The organism is Rahnella sp. NRRL B-41462 (assembly GCF_003263525.1).
Taxonomy (GTDB): Bacteria; Pseudomonadota; Gammaproteobacteria; order Enterobacterales; family Enterobacteriaceae; genus Rahnella; species Rahnella aceris.
The window spans coordinates 68346-91363 of record NZ_JYDF01000044.1 but is presented as its reverse complement, the minus strand read 5'-3'; the positions used below and the strand labels follow the sequence as shown (position 1 = coordinate 91363).

General features: G+C 53.1%; 17 protein-coding genes and 1 pseudogene. 10 read left to right on the top strand and 8 right to left on the bottom strand.

Features of this window, described 5'->3' with window-relative positions; genetic code table 11:
• Positions 1-357: 357 nt before the first annotated feature.
• Both UC14_RS11935 and UC14_RS11930 read left to right on the top strand, forming a co-directional pair.
• Positions 358-2025, top strand: coding sequence for a sensor histidine kinase (locus UC14_RS11935; RefSeq protein ID WP_013574928.1), 1668 nt, complete (start codon positions 358-360; stop codon positions 2023-2025).
• The gene (locus UC14_RS11930; protein ID WP_015689638.1) at positions 2015-2701 is read left to right on the top strand and encodes a response regulator; all 687 of its coding nucleotides are present in this window, start codon (positions 2015-2017) and stop codon (positions 2699-2701) included. Before UC14_RS11935 ends, UC14_RS11930 begins: the two co-directional genes overlap by 11 nt.
• 10 nt (positions 2702-2711) lie before the next feature.
• On the opposite strand, the gene UC14_RS11925 is transcribed toward UC14_RS11930, so the two are convergent.
• Both UC14_RS11925 and UC14_RS11920 read right to left on the bottom strand, forming a co-directional pair.
• Entirely contained in the window at positions 2712-4142 is a 1431-nt protein-coding gene (locus UC14_RS11925) for an EmmdR/YeeO family multidrug/toxin efflux MATE transporter (RefSeq protein WP_112197741.1), read from the bottom strand.
• 232 nt (positions 4143-4374) lie between these two features.
• Positions 4375-5823 (bottom strand): AMP nucleosidase, encoded by a 1449-nt coding sequence (locus UC14_RS11920; protein WP_013574931.1) that lies wholly within the window; start codon positions 5821-5823, stop codon positions 4375-4377.
• Between the two features lie 127 nt (positions 5824-5950).
• On the opposite strand from UC14_RS11920, the gene UC14_RS11915 reads away from it, so the two are divergent.
• Positions 5951-6592 carry a glutathione S-transferase family protein gene (locus UC14_RS11915; protein ID WP_037035935.1) on the top strand — a complete coding sequence of 214 codons (642 nt, stop codon included), beginning with the start codon at positions 5951-5953 and terminating at the stop codon, positions 6590-6592.
• Positions 6593-6658: 66 nt separating this feature from the next.
• Here UC14_RS11915 and shiA read toward each other — a convergent pair whose 3' ends face one another.
• The 5 genes and pseudogenes from shiA to UC14_RS11890 all read right to left on the bottom strand — a co-directional run bounded on the left by shiA (position 6659) and on the right by UC14_RS11890 (position 12056).
• Positions 6659-7978, bottom strand: a complete 1320-nt coding sequence (gene shiA / locus UC14_RS11910; RefSeq protein WP_112151760.1) for a shikimate transporter — start codon at positions 7976-7978, stop codon at positions 6659-6661.
• Between the two features lie 204 nt (positions 7979-8182).
• Entirely contained in the window at positions 8183-8881 is a 699-nt protein-coding gene (locus tag UC14_RS11905; protein WP_013574934.1) for an RluA family pseudouridine synthase, read from the bottom strand.
• A gap of 150 nt (positions 8882-9031) precedes the next feature.
• Positions 9032-9941 (bottom strand): annotated as a pseudogene (locus UC14_RS11900) (LysR family transcriptional regulator).
• 133 nt (positions 9942-10074) lie between these two features.
• On the bottom strand, positions 10075-10848 hold the full coding sequence (locus tag UC14_RS11895) for an SDR family oxidoreductase (RefSeq protein ID WP_013574936.1): 774 nt from the start codon (positions 10846-10848) through the stop codon (positions 10075-10077).
• Positions 10849-11039: 191 nt separating this feature from the next.
• Entirely contained in the window at positions 11040-12056 is a 1017-nt protein-coding gene (locus tag UC14_RS11890; protein WP_013574937.1) for a LacI family DNA-binding transcriptional regulator, read from the bottom strand.
• A 244-nt stretch (positions 12057-12300) separates the two neighbouring features.
• Between UC14_RS11890 and UC14_RS11885 the strand changes: the two genes are divergently transcribed.
• The 3 genes from UC14_RS11885 (at position 12301) to UC14_RS11875 (ending at position 16470) form a co-directional block, all read left to right on the top strand.
• Positions 12301-13542: an MFS transporter gene (locus tag UC14_RS11885; RefSeq protein WP_015689639.1), complete on the top strand. Its 1242-nt coding sequence runs from the start codon at positions 12301-12303 to the stop codon at positions 13540-13542.
• A gap of 18 nt (positions 13543-13560) precedes the next feature.
• Positions 13561-14994 carry a glycoside hydrolase family 32 protein gene (locus UC14_RS11880; protein ID WP_112197740.1) on the top strand — a complete coding sequence of 478 codons (1434 nt, stop codon included), beginning with the start codon at positions 13561-13563 and terminating at the stop codon, positions 14992-14994.
• Positions 14995-15117: 123 nt separating this feature from the next.
• The gene (locus tag UC14_RS11875) at positions 15118-16470 is read left to right on the top strand and encodes a carbohydrate porin (protein ID WP_112197739.1); all 1353 of its coding nucleotides are present in this window, start codon (positions 15118-15120) and stop codon (positions 16468-16470) included.
• 291 nt (positions 16471-16761) lie between these two features.
• On the opposite strand, the gene UC14_RS11870 is transcribed toward UC14_RS11875, so the two are convergent.
• Positions 16762-17547, bottom strand: coding sequence for a MipA/OmpV family protein (locus UC14_RS11870; RefSeq protein WP_112151765.1), 786 nt, complete (start codon positions 17545-17547; stop codon positions 16762-16764).
• Between the two features lie 125 nt (positions 17548-17672).
• Between UC14_RS11870 and UC14_RS11865 the strand changes: the two genes are divergently transcribed.
• The 4 genes from UC14_RS11865 (at position 17673) to UC14_RS11850 (ending at position 22991) form a co-directional block, all read left to right on the top strand.
• A complete protein-coding gene (locus UC14_RS11865; RefSeq protein WP_232829672.1) occupies positions 17673-17810 on the top strand; it encodes a hypothetical protein in 138 nt (45 codons plus the stop codon).
• A 67-nt stretch (positions 17811-17877) separates the two neighbouring features.
• Positions 17878-19020 (top strand): efflux RND transporter periplasmic adaptor subunit, encoded by a 1143-nt coding sequence (locus tag UC14_RS11860; RefSeq protein ID WP_112197738.1) that lies wholly within the window; start codon positions 17878-17880, stop codon positions 19018-19020.
• Positions 19017-22091, top strand: coding sequence for an efflux RND transporter permease subunit (locus UC14_RS11855; RefSeq protein ID WP_112197737.1), 3075 nt, complete (start codon positions 19017-19019; stop codon positions 22089-22091). The genes UC14_RS11860 and UC14_RS11855 overlap by 4 nt, the downstream gene beginning before the upstream one ends.
• Before the next feature lie 111 nt (positions 22092-22202).
• On the top strand, positions 22203-22991 hold the full coding sequence (locus UC14_RS11850) for an alpha/beta hydrolase (RefSeq protein ID WP_112151769.1): 789 nt from the start codon (positions 22203-22205) through the stop codon (positions 22989-22991).
• Positions 22992-23018 lie beyond the last annotated feature (27 nt).

Here is a 23018-nt window from a genome sequence, read left to right as displayed (position 1 = left end):
GTCAATTTGTGCAGGGAGTGTAAGAGGAATAATAACCGGTAATATGTGAAGTGCCGCAAATTAGACAGGGTGTTTTAAAGGAGCGAAAGGTTTTTATGGTTTTAATTAATTTAAAAATTCGTGATGCGTTTATTTTCTCGTGGTTTTTATGGTGTTATTTGTAATTATAATATTACTGTTAATTTATCGTGAAATAGCTGTTGTGAATTATGTGTTGTGCCGTCAGAGGCTTGCGGTGCCTGAAGGTGTTCTGCGGCATGCCTCGCAACTTTGATCCTTCATTCTGACGGAAATACCGGGGAATGATAATCTTCACGTACTGTTTGTTAATATCACGGTCTGGCGATAGGTTCTCCGATGCGGTTCCGTCCTTCTTTTCAGATAAAGCTTTTTGTTTATCTTGTTCTGTTATTTATGGCGCTTTTTTCGCTGACAGGTGTTTATTACTATCACGATATAGAACGTCAGTTATATGAAGATATGGGTATTCGTGCAAAAGTTCAGGCAGAGGAAATTGCACTTATTCCCTCATTAATTACCGCAGTTGAAAATAAGGACATTTCAGCAATTAACAGTTTAATGAGGAATATTTCTGCTCACAGCGATGCCAGTTATATGGTGATCGGCGATGGTAAAGCGATACATCTGTTTCATTCGATTTATGCTGACCGCGTCGGAAAAACGCTGGTCGGAGGGGACAACGAAGAAGTGCTGGCGGGTAAAAGCACCACCACCATCCGGCTGGGTGGGATCGGGCTGTCGCTGCGCAGTAAAGCACCGATCGTGAACGCGCAAGGCAAGGTGATGGGTATCGTTTCTGTCGGCTATCTCACCAGCCACATCAACAGTCTGACCGTTGAAAAAGCCATCCGCATTTTACTGGCGGCCGCCACCTTGCTGCTGGCGTTGTTTACCTTTTCATGGTTTTTTTCACGTTCGATTAAACGACAGATGTTTGCGCTGGAGCCCCGGGAAATCGGCCTGCTGGTGCGTCAGCAAAAGGCGCTGATGGAGTCGATTTACGAAGGGGTGATCGCCATTGATGCGCACTCCCGCGTGGCGGTCATCAACCAGGCGGCCAAAAAGCTGCTCAACCTTGACGTGCCGTCCCGTGAACTGCGTGGTCAGCCGCTCAGGCAGGTGATTGCGCCGGTCAGTTTCTTTGACCCGCAGGTCATGCTGAAAAAAGACATTCACGACGAAATCTGCCTGTTCAATAACCTGACCGTGATTGCCAGTCGGGTGCGGATCATGCTGGAAGACCAGCTTCAGGGCTGGGTGATCACTTTTCGGGATTGCAGCGATATCGACCGGCTCAGCATCCAGCTAAGTCAGGTGCAGCGTTATGCCGATAACCTGCGGGTGATGCGGCATGAACAGCTCAACTGGACGGCAACGCTCGCTGGCCTGCTGCATATGGGACGCTACGATGAGGCGATTCGTTATATCGAGGCCCAGTCTGAAAGTGCGCAGGAATTGCTGGATTTCGTTTCAGAGCGGTTCTGCTCGCCAAGGTTGTGCGGTTTATTACTCGGAAAATATGCCCGTGCCCGGGAAAAAGGTGTTGAGCTCACATTCGATCCTGCCTGTGAATTAACGTATCTGCCTGCTGCGCTCAGTGAAACTGAACTGATGTCGATCATCGGCAACCTGCTGGATAACGCCATCGAAGCCACGTTACTGCGCGGCAGTGATGCCGGGCCGGTTGAAGTGTATGTCGTTTCCGGCACGGATGAGCTGGTGATTGAAGTCGCTGACCACGGCATCGGGATTGCGCAGGAGCGGCGCGAACAGATTTTTGCGCTGGGGGTGACATCCAAAACGCAAGGCGATCACGGGCTGGGACTGCATCTGGTTGCCAGCTATGTCAGCCATGCGGGCGGAACCATTGAAGTGTCCGATAATCCGCCGAGCGGCGCTGTTTTCTCGGTCTTTATTCCGGTGTGCTGCCCTGAAGAAAAGGGTGGTTTTATGCCGGTAATCCCCGACCAGAAGAACTGGAAGAGAGCAAATGATGCAAGCTGAAATGATTGACGTAATGATTGTTGAAGATGAAAACCAGCTGGCACAACTGTATGCCGAACTGATTGATAATCACCGCTGGTTGCGACTGGTGGGTGTCGCATCCACGCTGCATGAAGCGAAAGTGCTTATCGAAGAAAAGCGGCCGCAACTGCTGTTGCTGGATAACTATTTGCCTGACGGTCAGGGGATTTCACTGATTGAAGATGACCTGCTGAAGAGAACACCCTGTTCGGTGATTTTTATCACCGCCGCCAGCGACATGAATACCTGCAGTCAGGCGATCCGCTGTGGTGCTTTTGATTACATCCTCAAACCGGTGTCGTGGAACAGGCTGCAACAATCGCTGGATCGCTTTATCCAGTTCAGCCAGACACAGCGGACCTGGAAAGTGGTGGATCAGCAAAACGTAGACAGCCTTTATCAGCTCCAGGCGAAGGATTTCACGCCGAAAGCGGGTAATAAAGGCATCGAGGAAAACACGCTAAATCTGGTGGAAGGCATCTTTATGCAGGATGCCGGACGCTGCTATTCAGTGGATGAAGTCGTCAGCGAAACGGGGTTGAGTAAAACCACTGCCCGCCGCTATCTCGAACACTGTGTGCAGAAAGGCGATTTGAAAGTCGACATGCTCTACGGGAAAATCGGCCATCCCCGCCGGATGTACCGGCGGGCATAACCGCAGTAAGTCATGCTGTCCTTTTGGCCTTCGGGTATTTCCACAACCAGCGGCCGCTGGCCATACGCCAGTAGAAAAACAGGCCGCGCACGATCCAGTCGAGGAACATTCCCAGCCAGATGCCGACTACGCCGAAACCCAGGACGATCCCGAGGAAATAGCCCACCACGATGCGACAACCCCACATCCCGAGCATAGAAACGTACATGGTAAAGCGGGCATCACGCGCTCCTTTCAGGCCCGCAGGCAATACCCACGAGGCAGCCCAGAAAGGCATAAAGGCGGCGTTCAGCCAGATAAGGATTTTGACGACGTCGATAACATCCTGTTCGTTGGTGTAAAACCGTGCCAGCAAACCGGCAAATGGCACTGAAAGGAAGGCCAGAACACACAGCCCGAAAGTGGAAAGCCAGAAAATATGGCGCAACTGGCGCTCAGATTGGGCAATTTGCCCTTTGCCCAGACGTGTTCCCACGATAATGGTCGAGGCAGAACCCAGCGCGTTGCCCGGCAGGTTGATCAGCGCCGCAATCGAGAAGGCGATAAAGTTACCGGCAATCACGTTGGTGCCCATGCCTGCGACAAAAACCTGCGTCAGTAATTTACCGCCGTTAAACAATACCGATTCGATACTGGCCGGAATACCGATGCCTAAGACTTCGCGCAGAATGTTGGTATTGAGCGGCAGAAAATAGCTTTTCAGCGAGATTTTCAGGGACGGATTGAAACCAATCATCAGCACGAAAATGACGGCCACCGCGCCGATATAACGTGAAATGGTCAGCCCCAGTCCGGCACCGATAAAGCCCAGACCGTGCCAGCCGAAACAACCATAGATCAGCACACTGCTGATCACCAGATTGAGGATGTTCATCCCGCCGTTAAGTAACATCGGGATTTTGGTGTTACCCGCACCACGCAAAGCACCGGAACCGATCAGGGCAATGGCTGCCGCCGGATAGCTCCAGCTGCTCATTTGCAGGTAAGACAGCGCCAGTTCTTTTACCTCCGGCTCGGCATTGCCGGCGATCATGTCGACAATTACATGTCCGGAAAATTGCAGAAGTATCGCCAGCAGTACGGCAAAAACGGTCATGATCGCCAGTGACTGACGTGCTGCCGCACGGGCGCGCTCGTGGTCGAGTTTACCGAGGCTGAACGCCACGACGACGGTGGTACCAAGATCGACAGCGGCGAAGAATGAAATCACCACCATATTGAAACTGTCGGCCAGACCCACGCCTGCCATTGCTTCCTTGCCCAGCCAGCTGACCAGAAAAGTACTCAGTACGCCCATCAGCAGTACGCAGGCATTTTCGAAGAAAATAGGGACAGCGAGGGGCGTTATTTCGCCCCAGAACAACGTACGGTAAGAACGCCGTTTCGGATACCAGGGCGTGCGCTCGATGGCTTTGCGCAAAGAGACGATGACGTTTTGCAAGAGAATTCCAGTGTGGAAGAAAGTAGAACAGCGTTTTAATTTATGATGGTAAAAGACTCTGCATTATGCAAAGTCTTTTTTAGGAAATCCTTAATTCCCCGCCATATTTTGTGCCGCAGATGGGAGGCTGCGGTTAATAACCCGAATCACTGACTTAATGTCAGCTCACCGGGATTATCAAACTTGCCGCCTGCCTGCAACACGAACTCTTGAAGGGGAATCAGAGTGGTTATCAGCGGAAAGGGGGTTCGTTAAAGGTACGCAATTTGCGTGAATGCAGATGATCGCCCTCAGCGCGCAACAGGCCGATGGCACAGATACCAATTTGCAGATGTTCTGAGATGGCGCCTTCGTAGAATTTGTTTGCCTGACCCGGCAGTTTGATTTCACCGTGCAACGGCTTATCCGATACGCACAGCAGCGTGCCGTAAGGCACCCGGAAGCGGTATCCCTGCGCGGCGATGGTCGCACTTTCCATATCGACGGCGACGGCGCGGCTGAGATTAAAACGCAATGCCGAGGCGGAATAACGCAATTCCCAGTTACGGTCATCGGTAGTCACCACCGTGCCGGTACGCAGGCGTTGCTTGACCAGCTCACCCGGCATGCCGCTCATCATTTTGGTCGCGTCATACAAGGCACGTTGCACTTCAGCAATGCTTGGGATCGGGATATCCGGCGGCAGTACGGCATCCAGTACATGGTCGTCACGTAAATAAGCGTGCGCCAGAACGTAATCACCGATCGACTGTGTTTCACGTAATCCGCCGCAGTGACCAATCATCAGCCAGACATGGGGACGCAGCACCGCCAGATGGTCACAAATGGTTTTGGCATTGGCAGGGCCGACGCCGATGTTCACCAGTGTAATCCCCGCACCGTCGCGGGCAATCAGATGATAGGCGGGCATCTGGTGTTTTTTCCAGGCCAGATCAGACACTGCCTGCTCAGGGTTTTGCGTTTCTGCCGTGATAAATACACTGCCCGCGCAGGCCAGTGCTTCATACGGGCTTTCCGGATCGGCAATTTGCGCACACGCCCAGCTGACAAACTCATCGACGTATCGGGTGTAGTTGGTGAATAGCACATATGGCTGAAAATGTTCGGTGAGCGTGCCGGTGTAATGGCGCAGGCGCGCCAGCGAGAAATCAGCGCGCAGCGCATTGAAATGCGACAGCGGGAAAGTGTCACCGGGATAATGCAGGCCGTCTGCGGTTTCATCGCCTATCTGCGACAGTTCTGTGGTCGGGAAATGCTTCGCCAGCCCGGCGCTCATCGACCGGTCAAGCGTCAGATCCGAGCCGTCAATCACATACGAATAAGGGATCTCCTGCTGTGACGGCACCACTTCAATCACCGCATCATATTCCTCTTCCAGCAGGGAAAGCTGTTCCAGCAGATAATCACGGAACAGCTCAGGATGCGTGATGGTGTTGGCATAACGGCCCGGATGCGAAAAACGGCCATAAGCGCGGGTCGGGTTTTTGGCTGGCGTCACGCCATCCCAGCTGACCCGCAGTTCCGGATAAACAAACAGCCCGGCAGCACGCGCTGTGATATCAGGCAACGTACCCTGAACGATGAAATCTTTAATCGCATCCCGCAGGGCGGCCACAGAGTCGTTGTACATCTTTTCGAGCTTCTCAATCGCCTGTGAGGGGGTGAGGGACTTGTTATCCATACGCTTTTCCTTTGGGCTTCGTTTATCGTCATTCATTCTAAATATGGCTTGTCTGCACGGTGTCGCCAATGTTTTATTAGGGTACAAGAGCCGGATGGTGCTTTTATGAACGAACAGGGGGAAGTGAATGATTCGGGTATGGGGCAGAAAAACGTCGTCAAATGTGCAGGCGCTGATGTGGTGTATCGGGGAATTAGGGCTGGAGTATGAGCGGTTTGACATCGGCCATAAATACGGGGGGAATGACACCCCGGAATTTCTGGCGATGAACCCCAATGGCACGGTTCCTGTGATCCGCGATGGTGAAGGCCAGCCGCTGTGGGAAACCGGCGCCATCCTGCGTTATCTGGCAGGAAAATACGGTGCTGATGAATTCTGGCCGCAGGATCCTGAACGGCGAGCCGAAACCGATAAATGGACGGAATGGGCAAAAATCAGCGTAGCGATGAATTTCACTGCGCCGGTGTTCTGGATGGTGGTGAGAACGGCGGCTAAAGATCAGGATCATCAGGCATTAGAAAAATCATTGCAGAATCTGAACAAGAAGCTGGCGATTGCCGAAGCGCAGATTGCCCGGCATGGCTACCTTGCCGGAAGCGCATTCACACTGGCCGATATTCAGTTTGGACACAGTTTGTATCGCTATTTCGATATTGCCATTGAACGGCCGTCCTTCCCGGCTATTGAACACTATTATGAAAAACTCACACAGCGTCCGGCATTTGCGGAACATGTGATGATCTCTTACGAGGAGCTGCGGGTGGTCTAAATCTGTTTCAGGTGCAAAAAAGCCCGCTTAATATTTTTAAGCGGGCTTTTCTACATGGCCGGCGGTTCAGCGCGGCGCAGGTGTCTTCATAAACATCGCCGTCAGGGCAGAAAGCAAACAGCCAGCCATCAGATAAATGGCGACGGAATGCCATTCACCGCCGGAGAAATTCAGCAATGCGGCGGCAATAAACGGTGTAAATCCGCCGCCCACGACGCTGGCGACCTGATAACCGACACCCGCACCGCTGTAGCGGTAACCTGCGCCGAACATTTCCGTGAACATCGGTTGCTGGACGCAGACCACCATATCGTGGGCGATATTTGCCAGCAGCAGCGAGAAGATCACCACCCCGGCAATGGAGCGGGCTTCCAGCGCCATAAAGAACGGGAAGGCGCTCATCGCGCCGACGAGTGCGCCGGTAATGTAAATGCGGCGACGGCCGAAACGGTCTGCCAGCCAGGCGAATAACGGGATCGTCAGGCAACTGATACCACCGACCAGCAGCCCGATATTCAGAAACAGCTCACGCGACATCCCCAGATTATGCGTCGAGTAGTTAAGGGCGAACGCCGTGACAATGTACATCGTCAGCAGTTCGCACAGGCGCAGGAGGATGATTTTCAAAAATGCGCCGGGATGGCGCAACAGCGCTTCAAATACCGGTAGCCGCTTTTTTGCTGCTTTGGGGAGCTTTTCCTGAGCACGTTCGAACTCGACCGACTCTTCCATGCCATTGCGCACCCACAGCGCGCCCAGCACCAGCACCACACTGAACAAAAATGGCAAACGCCAGCCCCAGCTGAGGAACTGCGCATCGGTGGTCAGGCTGCTGATCAGTGACACCAGTCCGGTCGCCAGCAACAGGCCGACGCCGTATCCCATCTGTATCCCGCTGCTGTAGAACGCCTTTTTACCGGAAGGTGCACTTTCCACCGCCAGCAGTGCCGCGCCACCCCATTCGCCGCCGACGGCAAATCCCTGAATGGCGCGCAAGGTGACCAGCAGCGCCGGAGCCCACCAGCCAATCATCGCGAAAGAGGGAAGAATACCGATGCACGCGGTGGCAATGCCCATGATCCAGACGGTCATCATCAGCATCCGCTTACGACCCAGGCGATCGCCGAAATGTCCGAAGACAATGCCGCCGAGCGGGCGGAAGAGAAAGCCGACGCCGAAAGTAGCAAATGCGGCGAGTGTGCCCATTGCCGGGTCGATTTGCGGAAAAAATTCGCTGTTAAACACTAATGCTGCGGTGATGCCGTAGAGCAAGAAATCAAACCAGTCTACGACTGCGCCGACGAAACTGCCCCAGGCAGCCCGGCGGGCACGGTGATATGAAGGTATCTCCTCATCGGGGTGGGGGGCGGTGAGCATGGAGTCCATAATTGTCCTGTCTGTTCGTCAGATTTCTAAAATTTTTCGTTATTAAAATCGGTTAAAGGCCGTTTACCTGGCTGGAACGCAGCAAAATAAAAACCGCTACTGAGACTACAGCGTCAAACGTCAGGTTAAAAACGCTTTTGCAAAGCGGGAGGGCAATTTAATGCAGGGAATGTGCCGGGCGGGGTGTTAAAAAGGATTTCGCTTTCAGAACGGGCTGGCATGGCGGGCTTCGATCCGTTCTCCGCTGACGGGATGAACAAAATGCAGTTCACTGGCGTGCAGCATCAGTCGCGGAGTCTGTTCCGTGCCCGGCAGCAGGCGTCCGCCATACAAATCACAGCCCAAAATCGGGTGGCCCAGATACTGACAGTGAATGCGAAGCTGATGAGTGCGCCCGGTTTGCGGAGTCAGCAGTACCCGCGTCAGTGGCAGTAATTCGCCGTTTTCCTGCTCACGATAAAAGCGCTCAACCACCCGGTAGCCGGAGCGGGCGGGCTTGCCGTGGACGGCGCAAATTGACATCAGGGGAAACAGTGCAGGGTCTTTGGCGATCGGCGCGTCTGTCACCCCCTCGTTATGTTGCAGATGCCCGCAAAGCAATGCGCTGTACACTTTGGTCACCGTGCGCTGGCTGAATTGATGGCAGAGGGCGGCATTGATAGCCTTATTACGCGCAATCACCATCAGCCCGGACGTGCCGAAATCCAGACGGTGAACCAGCGTACAGCCGGGAAATATCTTTACCAGCCGGTGATGTACGGAATCCAGATTTTGCGGGTTTTTCCCCGAGAGGCTGAGCAGTCCGGTGGGTTTATTGATAAGCACCAGATGCTCGTCCTGATACAGCGTCTCGATCTGACCATGGCACGGCGGGGCAATAAAAGTATCGATAATCGCAGACATCAGGATACCCGGATGAAGAGTGGGAGCGGATGATAACGAATTTTAAACCGGCTGGCGAATCGGTAAGGTTCGCCTGGGTGAGACAGGTTGCTGATGTTGTCGGTGCGGCTAATTTTAGTCTGCAATTCTCTGGTCAATAAACGAGATAATTCAAGTATCCAGATGGGGTTGCATCAGTTTCTCAAACCATGCATGAAAAACAGCCAGTCTCCGGGATCGCTGGCGGCGATGTGGATAGAGCAGTGATACCGGCATAGACGCTGCCCGGTAATCTGGCAGGACCTCAATCAGTTCCCCTGAATCCAGAAGATGCTGAACATCGAAGCGGGGGATTTGGATCAGCCCAAGGCCTGCAAGGCAGCAGGCGATATAACTTTCTGCATTGTTAACCCCAACCTGGTGGGGGACGCTGACACTGTGTATATGTCCGTCCTTTGACTGATACTGCCAGGGTAACTCTTTACCCGTTCTTGATGAAATATAACCGATGGCCAGATGCTCCCCGACGAGATCGTCCGGCTGGGAGGGCAGGCCATGTTCGCTCAGATAAGCAGGGCTGGCGCAGTTGATCAGGGTTATGTGACCCAGGGAGCGTACGACTAAACTGCTGTCATGCAATACGCCCACACGGATAGCGCAATCCACGCCGTCCTGTACCAAATCGATAGCCCTGTCCGATGACCCCCAGAACCAGCTGTAAATGGGGGTGGCACCGCAATAACTCTGGCAGGGCCGGGGCAATCAGGCGACGGGCAATGCGGCTGGGGACATCGATGGTCAGCTTCCCTGAGGCCTGGCGCTGGCTGAGCTGAAATGACTGGTCGATATCCTCTACTTCTGCCAGTAAAGGGCGCACCCGTTCGAGCAATTGCTCGCCGTCGGTAGTCAGCCGCACTGTGCGGGTGGTGCGGTGCAACAGCCTCACGCCCAGTTGCGATTCTAATTGCTGGATGGCGGCAGAAACGGAGGCTCGCGGCACAGAGAGTGCGCTGGCGGCCCGAACAAAGCTTCCCATTTCTGCGACCTGCGTGAATACGCGATATTGGTTGAACCTGTCCATCTTTAATATCTCGTTGTTATACCTGACAAAGGAAATTCGCTATTGCTCTTTGTCTGCGGCAGGGACGGGGATATTCCAGGGCCTTCAGCATATCACCCATCCTTTTTACAGTCCGATATTCAGATGTCATCGGTTATTTGGTGGTATAGCCGCCGTTGATCAGAATAGTCTGGCCGGTGATCCACCAGCCATCGCTCACCAGATGGCGAATGAAAGGCACCACGTCTTCAATATCGGTCAGGCCTGTTTTGCTGAAAGGAGAGAGTGCTGCTGCAGTTTTATGATATGCCACCGCGTCAGCGCCTTCAGCAGGATAAAAGAAAGGGGTATCCATCGGACCCGGCCCTACCGCCGTGACCGAAATACCGCGCGCGCCAAACTCTTTGGACGCTGCCCGTGTGTAATGCTCCACCGGGGCTTTCGTGCCTGCATACGCGGCGTAAAACGGGGTAAAGGCACCCAGAAGTGAGGTGACTACCGTGCAGATTTTACCGTTGTCGTTGAGATTTTTACCGGCTTCTTTGAGGAAAAAGAAAGCCGTTTTCGAGTTAACGGATGTCATCTCGTCGTATTCAGTTTCGCTTATTTCCGCCATGGGTTTTTTGAGGACTTTGCCCACGGTGTTGATAGCGATATCCGGCTTGCCAACGGCGGCGATGGTGTCAGCAAAGAGTTTTTCGACGGCTGCAGCGGTCGTCAAATCTGCCTGCAATGCCACCGCCCTGGCTCCGGCGGCTTCGATGGCGGCCAGCGTTTCATCAGCATCTGCTTTTGAGGAGGCGCTGTTGTAATGAATGGCGATGGCTTTCGCCCCCTGAGCGGCTAAATCGCGGGCGATCAAACCGCCGAGATTTTTAGCACCGCCTGCGATGATCACAACTTTGCCTTTAACAGAATGGTCTGCCATGGTGTGCTCCTTAGGTATTTGTCAGAAAGTTGAGTCTAGACATTAATCCCGTGAAAATAAGCACTCCAACGCTGAATAGACAATCCAGAAAATCAGTCTAATTCACTACCCGATAAGGTTCCTGAACGCTTTCTGCGGACAATTCTCAGGCCCGTTATATTTTCCATTCTTTTAAAAGCGGCTGATCATATTCATCTGCTTTTACTGTGGTTTTTTACTGATTCACGAAGGAGTAACGGACTTTCAACGGCCACAGTATTCTTATGACACTCACCGTTAATAATATGAAGCGCACTAAGGCGTCCTATCTCGTAATGGGGTAATTGCACGGTCGAGAGGGGGGGTAAGAATAGATCGCCAATACCCACCATATTATCGTAGCCAAGCACCGCAACATCATCAGGGATCCTTAAGCCCTGTGACAGCAGCGTCTGATAGACCATAAATGCGATACGATCGTTTCCACACACCACTGAATCGAATTGAGGTTTGCCCTGGTTAATATGGGCCAAAAGCATGTCGGGAATATCGTGATAATGCTCATCGCCATATTCCATGTAATGGTGGTCGAGCGTATCAGGAGCTATACCGGCTTGCGTGCATGCCTGCTCCAGCCCTTTGCGGCGTCTGACAGTCGCAAGATGGTTGGCAGGCAAATGTAAGCAGAGCGGGCGACGATAGCCTGCAGATAAAAGTGCCCGCACCGCAACATACTGTCCATGTTCATCATCGGGAATATAACTCGCTACCTGCTGATGCAGGCTTTCACAGTTGGCCAGCACACAGGGGAGGTTTAACAACTTTCCGGGCAGCGGTACCTGCCGCAATCCCATGGTGGTATAGATAATGCCATCCGGGCGATGTGAGAGAAGCAGATCAACGATTTTTTCCGGGCTGTCATCGGAAAACATGTTAACCACAAAGCTGTTCCAGCCATGCGCACGTGCGGTTTCTTCGATGGAGAGTGTGATTTCCACTGAAAAGGGGGTGGTCACAGTATCAAGTGCCAGCACACCGATGGTTTTTGCAATCGCGTGAGCGCCACGTATTTTTTTTGCCGATAAATCGGGCACGTAATTAGTGGCGTCGATAGCGGACTGTACGCGAGCCAGGGTCTCCGGCTTCAGGCGTTCCGGGGAGTTTAATGCCCTGGAAACCGTCATCAGCGATACGTTTGCCAGTTTTGCCACATCTTTCAGGGATGCCATTCTTCTCGCTCCAAACTTGTCACTACGCGACAGGCTATAAAACTAACTTGCTGATGTAAAAGGATCATACGTGATTTTGGACTGCGTGTGTCGTTCGCTGTAAACCCGAAAAGTTGATCATGATCTCACACCGGTAATGTTAACGTTAACTTTTGTGATTAACATCTAGAATCGCCGTAAAACGGCATGCGTTTTATTTTATGTTAACGTTATCATTTGCGCTCCACCTCAGCATGAGATTGCCATGATGAAAACCCGTCATTCTCACAGTTATCTGATACTCAGCGCTTTATTGTTCTTTTTCTTTGTGACCTGGTCCTCTACAGGGTCGTTGCTCTCGATCTGGCTACATCAGGAAGTGGGTCTGAAAGCAGGGGACACCGGGATCATTTTTTCCGTGATGTCGCTTTCCACGCTGTTTGTGCAAATTTGTTATGGTTTTATTCAGGATAAACTCGGTCTGCGTAAGAACCTGCTCTGGTTTATCACGGCATTGTTGATCTTTTCCGGTCCGGCCTATCTGCTGTTTGGACATCTTCTGAAAATTAATGTCTTTCTGGGCAGTTTTTTTGGCGGGATCTATATCGGCCTGACCTTCAATGGCGGTATTGGTGTACTTGAATCCTACACCGAGCGTGTTGCCCGCCAGAGCCAGTTTGAATTCGGAAAAGCAAGAATGTGGGGATCGCTGGGTTGGGCTGTCGCCACGTTTTTCGCCGGGTTACTGTTTAATATCAACCCGAAACTGAACTTCGCGGTCGCCAGTTGTTCTGGTCTGATCTTCTTTATGCTTTTGATGCGGTTACGCGTCTCGTCGGCACCGCACGCGATGCAGGAAGCCGTGTCAGGCGGCAAAGTCACCCTTGAGGACGCATTACGCCTGCTGACCCTGCCGCGCTTCTGGGCTCTGGTATTCTTTGTGGTCGGCACCTGTATTTACGGCGTCTACGATCAGCAGTTCCCGGTCTATTTTTCCTCACAGTTCCCGACGCAACATGAAGGGAATGCCATGTACGGTTATCTTAATTCGTTTCAGGTGTTCCTGGAGGCCGCAGGCATGTTCTGTGCGCCGTGGCTGGTCAATCGTATCGGTGCCAAAAATGGTCTGATTTTCGCCGGAATGGTGATGGCGATGCGCATGGTCGCTTCCGGTTTAGTGGAAGGCCCGCTGCTTATCTCCATTACTAAGCTGCTGCATGCCGTCGAACTCCCGGTACTGTTAATCGCTATCTTCAAATACAACAGTCTTAACTTCGATAAACGACTCTCATCCACGCTCTATCTGGTGGGCTTTGCCTGTACGAGCTCAGTGATAGCCACCGTGTTGTCCCCCCTCGCCGGCTACAGCTACGAAAAATATGGATTTGCCCAGTCCTACCTGGTTATGGGGCTGATGGTGTTCTGTATCACCTTTATTTCTATTTTCTTGTTGCGCTCAGGTAAGCCTTCTAGGGATCCACAGATACCGCAACTTTCTACTATCTGATTGAAAAGAGAGAAAACGATGACGTATACAATTGCTCATGCTGAACAGGAACTTCAGGCTAAGCACGGGAGGGTAAATCTGCGCTGGTACCCGCGCTATCACCTGGCCGCGAGGGCTGGCTGGATTAACGATCCTAATGGCCTGATCTGGTTTGAGGGTTGGTATCACGCTTTTTATCAGCATCATCCGTATTCCACCCAGTGGGGACCGATGCACTGGGGACATGCGCGGAGCAAAGATTTGCTTCACTGGGAGCACTTGCCCGTTGCACTGGCCCCGGAAGGACCGGAAGACAAAGACGGCTGTTTTTCGGGTTCGGCGGTGGTGGATGGCGATACCCTGGCGCTGATTTACACCGGGCATAAATTTCACGGCGACGCCGGTAATGACGAAAACCTTTATCAGGTGCAGTGCCTGGCAACCAGTGGCGATGGTATTCACTTTAAACGTGAGGGGATCATTATCGATACCCCGGCGGACTTGCATCATTTCCGCGACCCTAAGGTCTGGCGCGAAGGGGATAGCTGGTACATGGTCGTCGGTGCGCGCGTTGGCGATACCGGGCAAATACGGTTGTATCGTTCAGCCGACCTGCGTCAGTGGCAGGATGAAGGGATCCTGGATGAGGCAGAAGCCGGTATGGGCTTTATGTGGGAGTGCCCTGATTTCTTTACCCTTAATGGTAAACGCGTCCTGATGTTTTCTCCGCAGGGGATAGCCGCGCAGGGTTTTGAGAACCGTAATCTGTTCCAGAGCGGTTATCTGGTGGGGGACTGGCAGCCCGGCGAGCCGTTTGTTCGTACAGGAGAATTTATTGAAATGGATCACGGGCACGACTTCTATGCCCCGCAGAGTTTCCTGACGCCGGATGGCCGCCGCATCGTGATTGGCTGGCTGGCTATGTGGGAGTCGCCGATGCCGGAGCAACAGGACGGCTGGGCCGGGATGCTGTCTCTGCCGCGTGAGCTGAGTCTTGATGAGAACAATCGTCTGCAGATGCGTCCCGCGAAAGAGGTGGAAGCACTGCGTCAGGCCTGGTTCCCGTGGCCTGTCAGTACCTTGAAAAATCAGCAGATCCTGATGGCGGAAAAAGGGGAGTCGATGGAAGTTGCGCTTCACTGGGATGGCGCACGCAGTGATGCGGAGCAGTATGGACTTAGTCTGGGGGACGGTTTACGTGTCTATGTTGATACCCAGATGCAGCGTCTGGTGCTGGAACGCCGCTATCCGCAGTACGGATTATGTGGCACGCGCAGCGTACCGTTAGTGCCCGGCGCTCCTCTGGCTTTACGTGTGTTTATCGACAGCTCATCCGTCGAGGTATTTGTTAATGACGGCCAGGCCTGCCTCAGTAGCCGGATATATCCTGATGCCGGTCACCGAGAATTAAATTTATTTGCCTGGCATGGAACGGCAACATTATCCGATGCCGGAGCCTGGCAGCTGGAATAAATTCTGTTCAGCGTCGCGAATAACCCGTCTTTGATGATGGGCGGGTTATTACTGCGTTTATCTTCGGGCTGTATTTATACAAAAAATGACACACTAATATCAATAATAAGAAGGTCTTTTCCGATGAATAAAATCTGGGTCGGATGTATGTTGACGTCTGTATGTACCTCAGTAGCCAATGCACAGGATACGCTTTCCCTCGAACAACGGCTGGAACAAATGGAGCAGCGGCTGAAAGTCACCGAGCAACGCGCTGCGGGTGCGGAGGCAGAAATTCGCGCACTCAGGCAGGAGAAGCAATTATCCTCCGTGGTAAACAATACACCCGCAGTTCCCGCGACTCCCGCTATTCAGCTCAGCGGGAATAGTAATATTAAATTTTACGGGGACGTTGAATTTAATATGGACGGTGCCAGCCGCACGGGCAGCCTGACGTCGGTAAAAACCAGTACAAATAAAAACTGGGCGCCCGGAGATAAAGAACGCTGGGATATGAATGGTCGTATTCTTCTGGGGTTTGATGGTCTGCGAAACGGGGTTAATGGAAAATATGCCGGATTCACTGTTCAGCCACTGGCTGATATAAACGGAAAAATGAATCTCGACGATGCGGCATTTTTCTTTGGTCAGCAGGATGACTGGAAAATTAAAATAGGTCGCTTCGAGGCCTGGGATATGTTCCCGCTGAATCAGGATACGTTCATTGAGTATTCCGGTAATACCGCCAACGATCTCTACAGTGACGGTTACGGTTATATCTACATGATGAAAGAGGGGCGCGGGCGCAGCAGCAGCGGCGGCAATTTCCTGCTCAGTAAGACACTCGATAACTGGTATTTCGAATTCAACACGCTTATAGAGGATGGCAGTTCGCTATTTGTCGACAATAACTATCACGGCAATGCGTTAGATAACCGTAAAAATGTGGTTTATGCCCGCCCGGTCGTGGCCTGGCAATCCGGCGCGTGGTCGGTTGCCGCCGCTGTCGAAAGCAACCTGGTGAACAATGCCTATGGATATCAGGATACTCAGGGTGTTTGGGTAGACCAGTCGGGCCGGACCGGTTACGGCATGACGATGAGCTGGAACACGCTTAAAACCGATGCAGAAAACGGTGCGGTTGTTAACCTGAGTACGGCTTATCTCGACGCCGCTGACGAAAAAGATTTCAGCGCAGGCATAAATGCCTTATGGCACCGCGTGGAACTGGGTTACATCTATGCGCACAACAATATCGACAAGTTCAATATGGCCGGGGTAGCCAGTGACTGTGACAGCGACTGCGCGATTCTGGCGCCGGGAAAATATGACATCCACACCATCCATTCCTCATGGCACCTGCCTGATATCATGGATATGCCTGACTTCAATATTTATCTTGGGGCTTATGCCTCCTGGCTGGAATCGCCGTCGGTAAAAACCGGTAATACGGATGACCGTTATGGCGCACGCGTGCGTTTTAAATATCTTTTCTAAACAGCACCAGCCCGGGAATGTGCGCTTATTTTTCTGTGATCACACATATATTTTTTCAGTTTAAGAGGACATCCAGAATATGCCGGAAATGACCGCCGAATTGCGGAGGGGATAACGTCAAAAAGACGCAATAGTATGAGAAAATATAAAACAAAATAATTGAAACCAGCGTTGCGATATCTCCTTTCATGTGTTCTGCCTTTATTATCAGAAAGGTTGTGACTTTGTGTTTTTGGACCTATGAAAAAGTCGCCGTTCGGGACGACTTTTCATAGGTTCATGTTCATTGCATCAGAAGGTATAAAGCACACCCAAATTGTAAGTCGTGCCGCCGCGCTTAACGACAATCGGGCTGTTACCGGCTTTGTCGTCCAGCCAGGTGTAATCGGCACTGATAACGCCGCCCCAGTGGGACGTGAACTGATGGCTCCAGGTCAGGCTGCTGTCCACGCCATAGAAACCCCCGGCCGACTGATAAGGCGCGAAGTCAGTGCGGTCGCTTTGTTCGCGGCTCACACCATAAAAGGTATTCATATAGCGCCGGTCGCCAAAGAGCGCTGCCGACTGAAGTGCAACAGTGTCAGTGTCGTTTTGCAGCGGCAGTACCGTGACGGAAGTCTGATAATGCACACCTTGCCCGTCCGTCAGTGGCAGGGTGGCTTTGCCTTCAAAAGACAGCCACGGCGTTGCAGACCAGCCCACCGCGAGCGCGGTATTCATGGTCGCATCGATATTCCCCATGCCTTTGAGCTTATTCGAGCCATCCCGCCAGGTGGAATTTTTGTCTGTCCGCCCGAGGCTGTATCCCAGCGTATGTTCCAGATACAGGCCGTTATCCGCCTGCAGGTCATAACCCACGCCTTTGAGCGAATCGAAGAAAAAGGCGCCATCGCGCGCCTGAATGACCGGCCCGACCAGCCAGTGGCGCTGATCGGAACCGCTGTAGCGCGGCGCGCTTTGTGCGCCCATGCCGACGGTAAACGTCGGCGCAGACGGCGTGTTGTCGGCCATTGCCTGCAGCACTGTGGCGGACAGGCTGAAACAGGTCATCTGCAGCATTAGTTTTCTGGATGTCATTGTGATTCCTCATCACCTAAACGTTGGTTCGTAGCGGATTGCAGCCGCGTCTGAAACCCGAAGTATGAAGAGGCAGTGTCAATAAACTGTCGGGGAATTATGAAGAAACCGTCAAGATGACCTGTATGGAGACCAGGCAGATGCTGATTATTGAAGACGACGATGCGGTGGACGTGGTCGATGTTGATTTACATGCTGCACGTCCGCTGTCACTGCGCCGGTCAGCCATCTTGCAAAAAGTGCGCATCTTGACGGTTTCTTGATGAAATATTACGGGAATCTGGACAGTGATTGGATTGAATAGCGACATCTCAATTCAGGAAGACTGTCATGGCTGTTACCTTCACCGATTATGCGCGTCACGCCGTTCGCCATTTATCCGCTACCGGTCGGATGCTTCCCTTCATTCCCGCCGCCTGTCTGATCATCGTTGCCATTGTGCTGACAGGTTGTGGTGACAAAGCCCATAAACAAGCGCCCTCTGTCAGGCCGGTGCGTACCATTTCCGCACCGCCTCCTGTTGCTTTGAGTTCCCTGATTCAAACGGGTGAAATACGCGCCCATGAAGAGGTGACGCTCGGGTTCCGGCTGGACGGGCGCATTCTGACGCGGCAGGCTGAGGTGGGGGATCGTGTGATCGCCGGTCAGGTTCTCGCCACGCAAGAAAGCGAGACCAGCCGCAACCAGTTCAGCAGTGCGCAGGCTGATCTGAACAGTGCCCGCGCGGCAGAGCAGGTTGCGGCGCTCAGTCTCAGGCGTATGCAGTTACTGATGCCTTCCGGGGCTATCGCACGCTCGCAGCTTGATAGTGCGCAAGCTGACTGGCAGGCTGCCCGCGCGAAGCGTCAGAGCAGTGAAGATGCGCTCAAAAATGCGCAGGAAAACGTGTCCTGGACAAAACTCACGGCTCCGGCTGACGGCGTGATTACCCAGGTCAGCGCGTCGGCAGGACAAGTGGTCAGTGCCGGACAGTCTGTGATCACCCTGGCCAGTGGCAGCCTGCGTGATGCCGTATTTGATGTGGCCGATCCCCAGTCTGTTCCTCAGCAAGCTGACAGCCTGTTTACTATATCGTTACTTTCGGCCCCTTCCGTGGTTGCGCAGGGGCATTTCCGCGACGTCAGCCCGCAGGCCGACCCGCAAACCCGCACCTGGCGCCTCCGCATCACCCTCGATAACCCGCCACCGGCCATGGCACTCGGTGCCAGTGTTCAACTGACACTTAACGCGTCAGGTCCGCGTCTGACAGCACTGCCTGCTTCTGCGCTGACCCGATCCGGTGATAAACCGGCGGTTTTTGTTGTTGATGAGAAAACGCTGACGCTGCATTTACGGCCCGTGGTTATCGGGCGTTACAGTACCTCTGAAATATTCCTGTCTGCCGGTGTACAGCCTGGCGAAAGGGTGGTCATTGCCGGTGTGAGTAAACTTCGTGAAGGTGAAAAAGTCATGCCCGGGGAGGACAGCGAATGAAACCGTCTTCCCCGGTCGGGGCCTTCAACCTTTCAGCCTGGGCGCTGAATCATCAGTCACTGATTGCCTTTTTTATGCTGCTGTTAATGGCGGCGGGTGTCATCAGCTATGAGCAACTCCCCCGTAATGAAGATCCGGCGTTTACCATTAAAACTGCCGTGGTGTCCGCGAGCTGGCCGGGGGCAAGCGTGGAGGATACGGTTAATCTGGTCACCGATACGCTGGAGAAAAAACTGCAGGAAACGCCTTATCTTGATTTTGTGCAAAGTGAAACGCGTGCCGGGCAATCGGTTATTTTTGTGAATCTTCGCGATAACACGCCACCTGCAGAGGTTGCGGGTATCTGGTATCAGGTGCGCAAAAAGATGCAGGATATCGCGCCGTCACTGCCAGCAGGTGTGCAGGGTCCCTCGGTGGATGACGAATTTGATGACACCTTTGGCACCATTTATGGCTTTACTGCGGAAGGTTTCACGCCGCGTGAGCTTCGTGACAAGGTCGATGATATCAGCCGCAGTCTGATGTCGCTGCCGGATATGGGAAAAGCCAGCCTGCTGGGCGTGCAGGAAGAGAATATTGTTCTCGCATTTTCACCGGCACAACTGGCGGGAATGGGGCTGGATCTCCGGCAAATCACCGATGCACTGAAGGCTCAAAATGCGGTAGAACCTTCGGGGGTCTTGCGAAGCGATCGTGAAAACATTGCCCTGCGTGTGAGCGGCGCACTGACGTCAGAGCAAAGTTTACGTGCCGTGACGCTGCATATTAGCGGGCGCTACATTCCGCTGACGGATATCGCGACCATTAGCCGCCAGGATGCCGAGCCCCCGTCACCGGCATTTCGGGTCAACGGTCAGCCCGCGATCGGTCTCGCCATTTCCATGGCTTCTACAGGCAACATGCTTTCTTTTGGCAAGGCGCTGAGTGACCGGATGGCCGTGATTAGCGCACAGCTCCCGCACGGCATTGAAATGGTTAAAGTCGCGGATCAGTCGGCCGTAGTATCGCAGGCGGTAAGCGGCTTTATCCGTGTATTGATTGAGGCTGTGGTTATTGTGCTGGCGGTGTCCTTCGTCTCATTAGGCACCCGTGCCGGGCTGGTGGTGGCTGCGGCGATCCCCATCGTGCTGGCAATGACGTTTATTGGCATGATGCTTGCCGGCATCGGGTTACAACGTATTTCGCTGGGGGCGTTAATCATCGCCCTGGGGCTGCTGGTGGACGATGCCATGATAACCGTCGAGGCGATGGTCTCCCGTATTGAGGCCGGTGATTCTAAATGGCGGGCGGCAACTTACGCATTTGAAACGACTGCTTTCCCGATGCTGACCGGCACACTGGTGATGATAGCGGGCTTTATTCCGGTAGGCTTTGCTGCCTCAAGTGCGGGAGAGTATTGCTATTCTCTCTTCGCCGTGGTGCTGATTGCGCTTTTATGTTCCTGGGTAGTGGCCATTCTGTTTTCACCGCTGATCGGAACCTGGCTGTTACCTGAGAAACTGGCATCACACGCTGAAAAACAGGGCAGACTGATGCGTTTCTATCAGCGTCTGCTGAATCAGGTTTTGCAAAGACGCGTGGCGACTCTCAGTTTCGCCTGCCTTTTGTTAGGGCTTGCCGCTTATGCGACCACGTTTATGCAGGGCGAATTTTTCCCGGCGTCCGATCGCCCGGAACTGCTGGTCAGCCTTACGCTTCCCGGTAACGTTTCGCAAAGCGACACGGCACGCCGGGCGGAGAGGCTGGAGCACGCCCTGAAAGACAATCCGAACGTAGATCATTTTTCTACCTACGTGGGGTCAGGCGCGGTGCGGTTTTACCTGCCCATGGACGTGTTACTGGATGATGAGAACACGGCACAACTGGTTGTTGTCGCCAAAAGTCTGGAGGACAGGGATAAGTTACGTGCGCAACTGGACACTATTTTGGCCCGGGATTTCAGTGATATCACGACGCGCGTTTCGCCGCTGGAACTGGGGCCGCCGATCGGCTGGCCGGTAAAATATCGCGTCAGCGGACCGGATTATGCGAAGGTCAGGCAGATTGCGCAGCACCTCGCCAGCGTTCTCGGAAACAGTCCCCGGACCCGCGAAGTTAATCTGACCGCCGGTGAACCTGAGCGGGTCATCACGTTACAGGTGAATCAGACCGCAGCACGGGCGGCGGGTGTTTCTTCCGAAAGTCTCGCCACGTTGCTCAACACTGTCTGGTCTGGCAGCGTTGTCACCACCGTCAGGGATAAAAACCGGCTGATTGACGTTGTTCTGCGCGGGAATAAGCGCGAACGTCAGGATTTGACCACGCTGTCCGGGCTGATGATCAACACGGCAAGCGGGCAGAAAATCCCCCTGAGTCAGGTGGCGACGCCGGTCTGGGGAGTTGATGACCCGGTTATCTGGCGTCGGCAGCGCCTGCCGTTTATCACGGTACAGACGGATTTAGCTGCAGGTCTGCGGGCAGAGGCTGTTTCTCAACAACTCTCTCCTCTGGTCTCACGTATCAGGGCAAGCTTACCGCCGGAATATACGATAGAGGAGGGCGGTGTGGTGGACGAGTCGGACAAAGGCAACAGCTCGGTGTTCGCGGTGTTGCCGGTCACACTGTTTGTTATGCTGATCCTGCTGATGGTCCAGTTGCAGCGCTTCTCCCGCATGCTTCTCGCGTTGTTCATGGCGCCATTCGGACTGATTGGCATTGTGCTGGCGATGTTGCCGACGGGTACGCCGATGGGATTTGTTGCGTTGCTCGGCATCATCGCATTAGCAGGCATGATTATCCGCAATGCGGTGATCCTCATCAGTGAAGTGGACAATAACGTCAGGGAGGGGCTTGACCGCGATGAAGCCATCAAAGCGGCGGCACAACACCGTTCCCGGCCCATATTGCTCACGGCGTGCGCGGCCATACTGGGAATGATCCCGATTGCTGAGCAGGTTTTCTGGGGGCCGATGGCCTATGCGATTATCGGCGGGCTGATCGTTGCCACTTTCGTCACGCTGACTGTTTTGCCCGCTGCGCTGAGTCTTATTATGCAGTTCGAAAATAATCGCGTTAATCAAAAGGTCAGTTAGCGATCTCTCGTGAGATAAGACATTAGTGCTATTTAAACAAGCAAATGCTTGTTTAATTGATGGGGGATCGGATAGGTTAGTTATCCACTCACTTCACTACGGGGCGAAAACATGCCTATTTTGCATACAGAGCATGGCGATATCGATTATCAGGATATCGGTACGGGTGACACAACGCTGTTCCTTATGCCAGGCTGGTGCCAGCCAAAAACTGTCTTCAATGACTTCTCTGAACTGGCCGCTGCTTTTTTCCGTGTTGTCATTATTGACTGGCGTGGTCATGGAAAATCATCGACCGATGGCAAGGATTTTGACGGTGCGGCGTTATTAACAGACGCTTTGACACTCATTGACCATCTCGGTCTGACCCGCGTAGTACCGGTTTCCGTTGCACATGCCAGCTGGATAGCGGTTGATTTGGCCGAAAGTTTGAAAGAACGTGTGCCTGCGGTGATATTCCTTGACTGGATCATGAATCAGCCTGCAACGGCGTTTTTCACTTCAATCAACGAGATGCAGCATGAAGAACGCTGGCAGTCTGCACGGAACCAGCTGTACGAATTTTGGCTGGCAGGAAGCGAGTCACCCACCATGATCCATCATTTCAAAACCGAAATGTCTGAATCCAGCTACCCGTTGTGGCGACTTGCAGGGCAGGTGATCGCCGATGCCTATCAGACATACGGTTCGCCACTCCAGCGCCTTGAAAAACTCAAAAATCCACCGAAGGCTACCCATATCTATTCCCTCGACAGAAACGACGAATACCTTGCTTTACAACAGCGTTTCGCTATGGCGCATGATTTCTTTAAGGTGAAACGTTTGGAGAATGCCAGAACTCACCTGGCCGTGCTTGAAAGGCCGGGAGATGTATTGGCAGGGATTTTGGAATCAATATAAATCTTTAATCGTTCAGTCAGCGGGGAG

Bases quoted from the DNA above. Each gene is read 5' to 3' on its own strand.
- UC14_RS11935 (WP_013574928.1), top strand. From the start codon at position 358: ATGCGGTTCCGTCCTTCTTTTCAGATAAAGCTTTTTGTTTATCTTGTT.
- UC14_RS11930 (WP_015689638.1), top strand. From the start codon at position 2,015: ATGCAAGCTGAAATGATTGACGTAATGATTGTTGAAGATGAAAACCAG.
- UC14_RS11920 (WP_013574931.1), bottom strand. From the start codon at position 5,823: ATGGATAACAAGTCCCTCACCCCCTCACAGGCGATTGAGAAGCTCGAA.
- UC14_RS11915 (WP_037035935.1), top strand. From the start codon at position 5,951: ATGATTCGGGTATGGGGCAGAAAAACGTCGTCAAATGTGCAGGCGCTG.
- shiA (WP_112151760.1), bottom strand. From the start codon at position 7,978: ATGGACTCCATGCTCACCGCCCCCCACCCCGATGAGGAGATACCTTCA.
- UC14_RS11905 (WP_013574934.1), bottom strand. From the start codon at position 8,881: ATGTCTGCGATTATCGATACTTTTATTGCCCCGCCGTGCCATGGTCAG.
- UC14_RS11895 (WP_013574936.1), bottom strand. From the start codon at position 10,848: ATGGCAGACCATTCTGTTAAAGGCAAAGTTGTGATCATCGCAGGCGGT.
- UC14_RS11890 (WP_013574937.1), bottom strand. From the start codon at position 12,056: ATGGCATCCCTGAAAGATGTGGCAAAACTGGCAAACGTATCGCTGATG.
- UC14_RS11885 (WP_015689639.1), top strand. From the start codon at position 12,301: ATGATGAAAACCCGTCATTCTCACAGTTATCTGATACTCAGCGCTTTA.
- UC14_RS11880 (WP_112197740.1), top strand. From the start codon at position 13,561: ATGACGTATACAATTGCTCATGCTGAACAGGAACTTCAGGCTAAGCAC.
- UC14_RS11875 (WP_112197739.1), top strand. From the start codon at position 15,118: ATGAATAAAATCTGGGTCGGATGTATGTTGACGTCTGTATGTACCTCA.
- UC14_RS11870 (WP_112151765.1), bottom strand. From the start codon at position 17,547: ATGACATCCAGAAAACTAATGCTGCAGATGACCTGTTTCAGCCTGTCC.
- UC14_RS11865 (WP_232829672.1), top strand. From the start codon at position 17,673: ATGGAGACCAGGCAGATGCTGATTATTGAAGACGACGATGCGGTGGAC.
- UC14_RS11860 (WP_112197738.1), top strand. From the start codon at position 17,878: ATGGCTGTTACCTTCACCGATTATGCGCGTCACGCCGTTCGCCATTTA.
- UC14_RS11855 (WP_112197737.1), top strand. From the start codon at position 19,017: ATGAAACCGTCTTCCCCGGTCGGGGCCTTCAACCTTTCAGCCTGGGCG.
- UC14_RS11850 (WP_112151769.1), top strand. From the start codon at position 22,203: ATGCCTATTTTGCATACAGAGCATGGCGATATCGATTATCAGGATATC.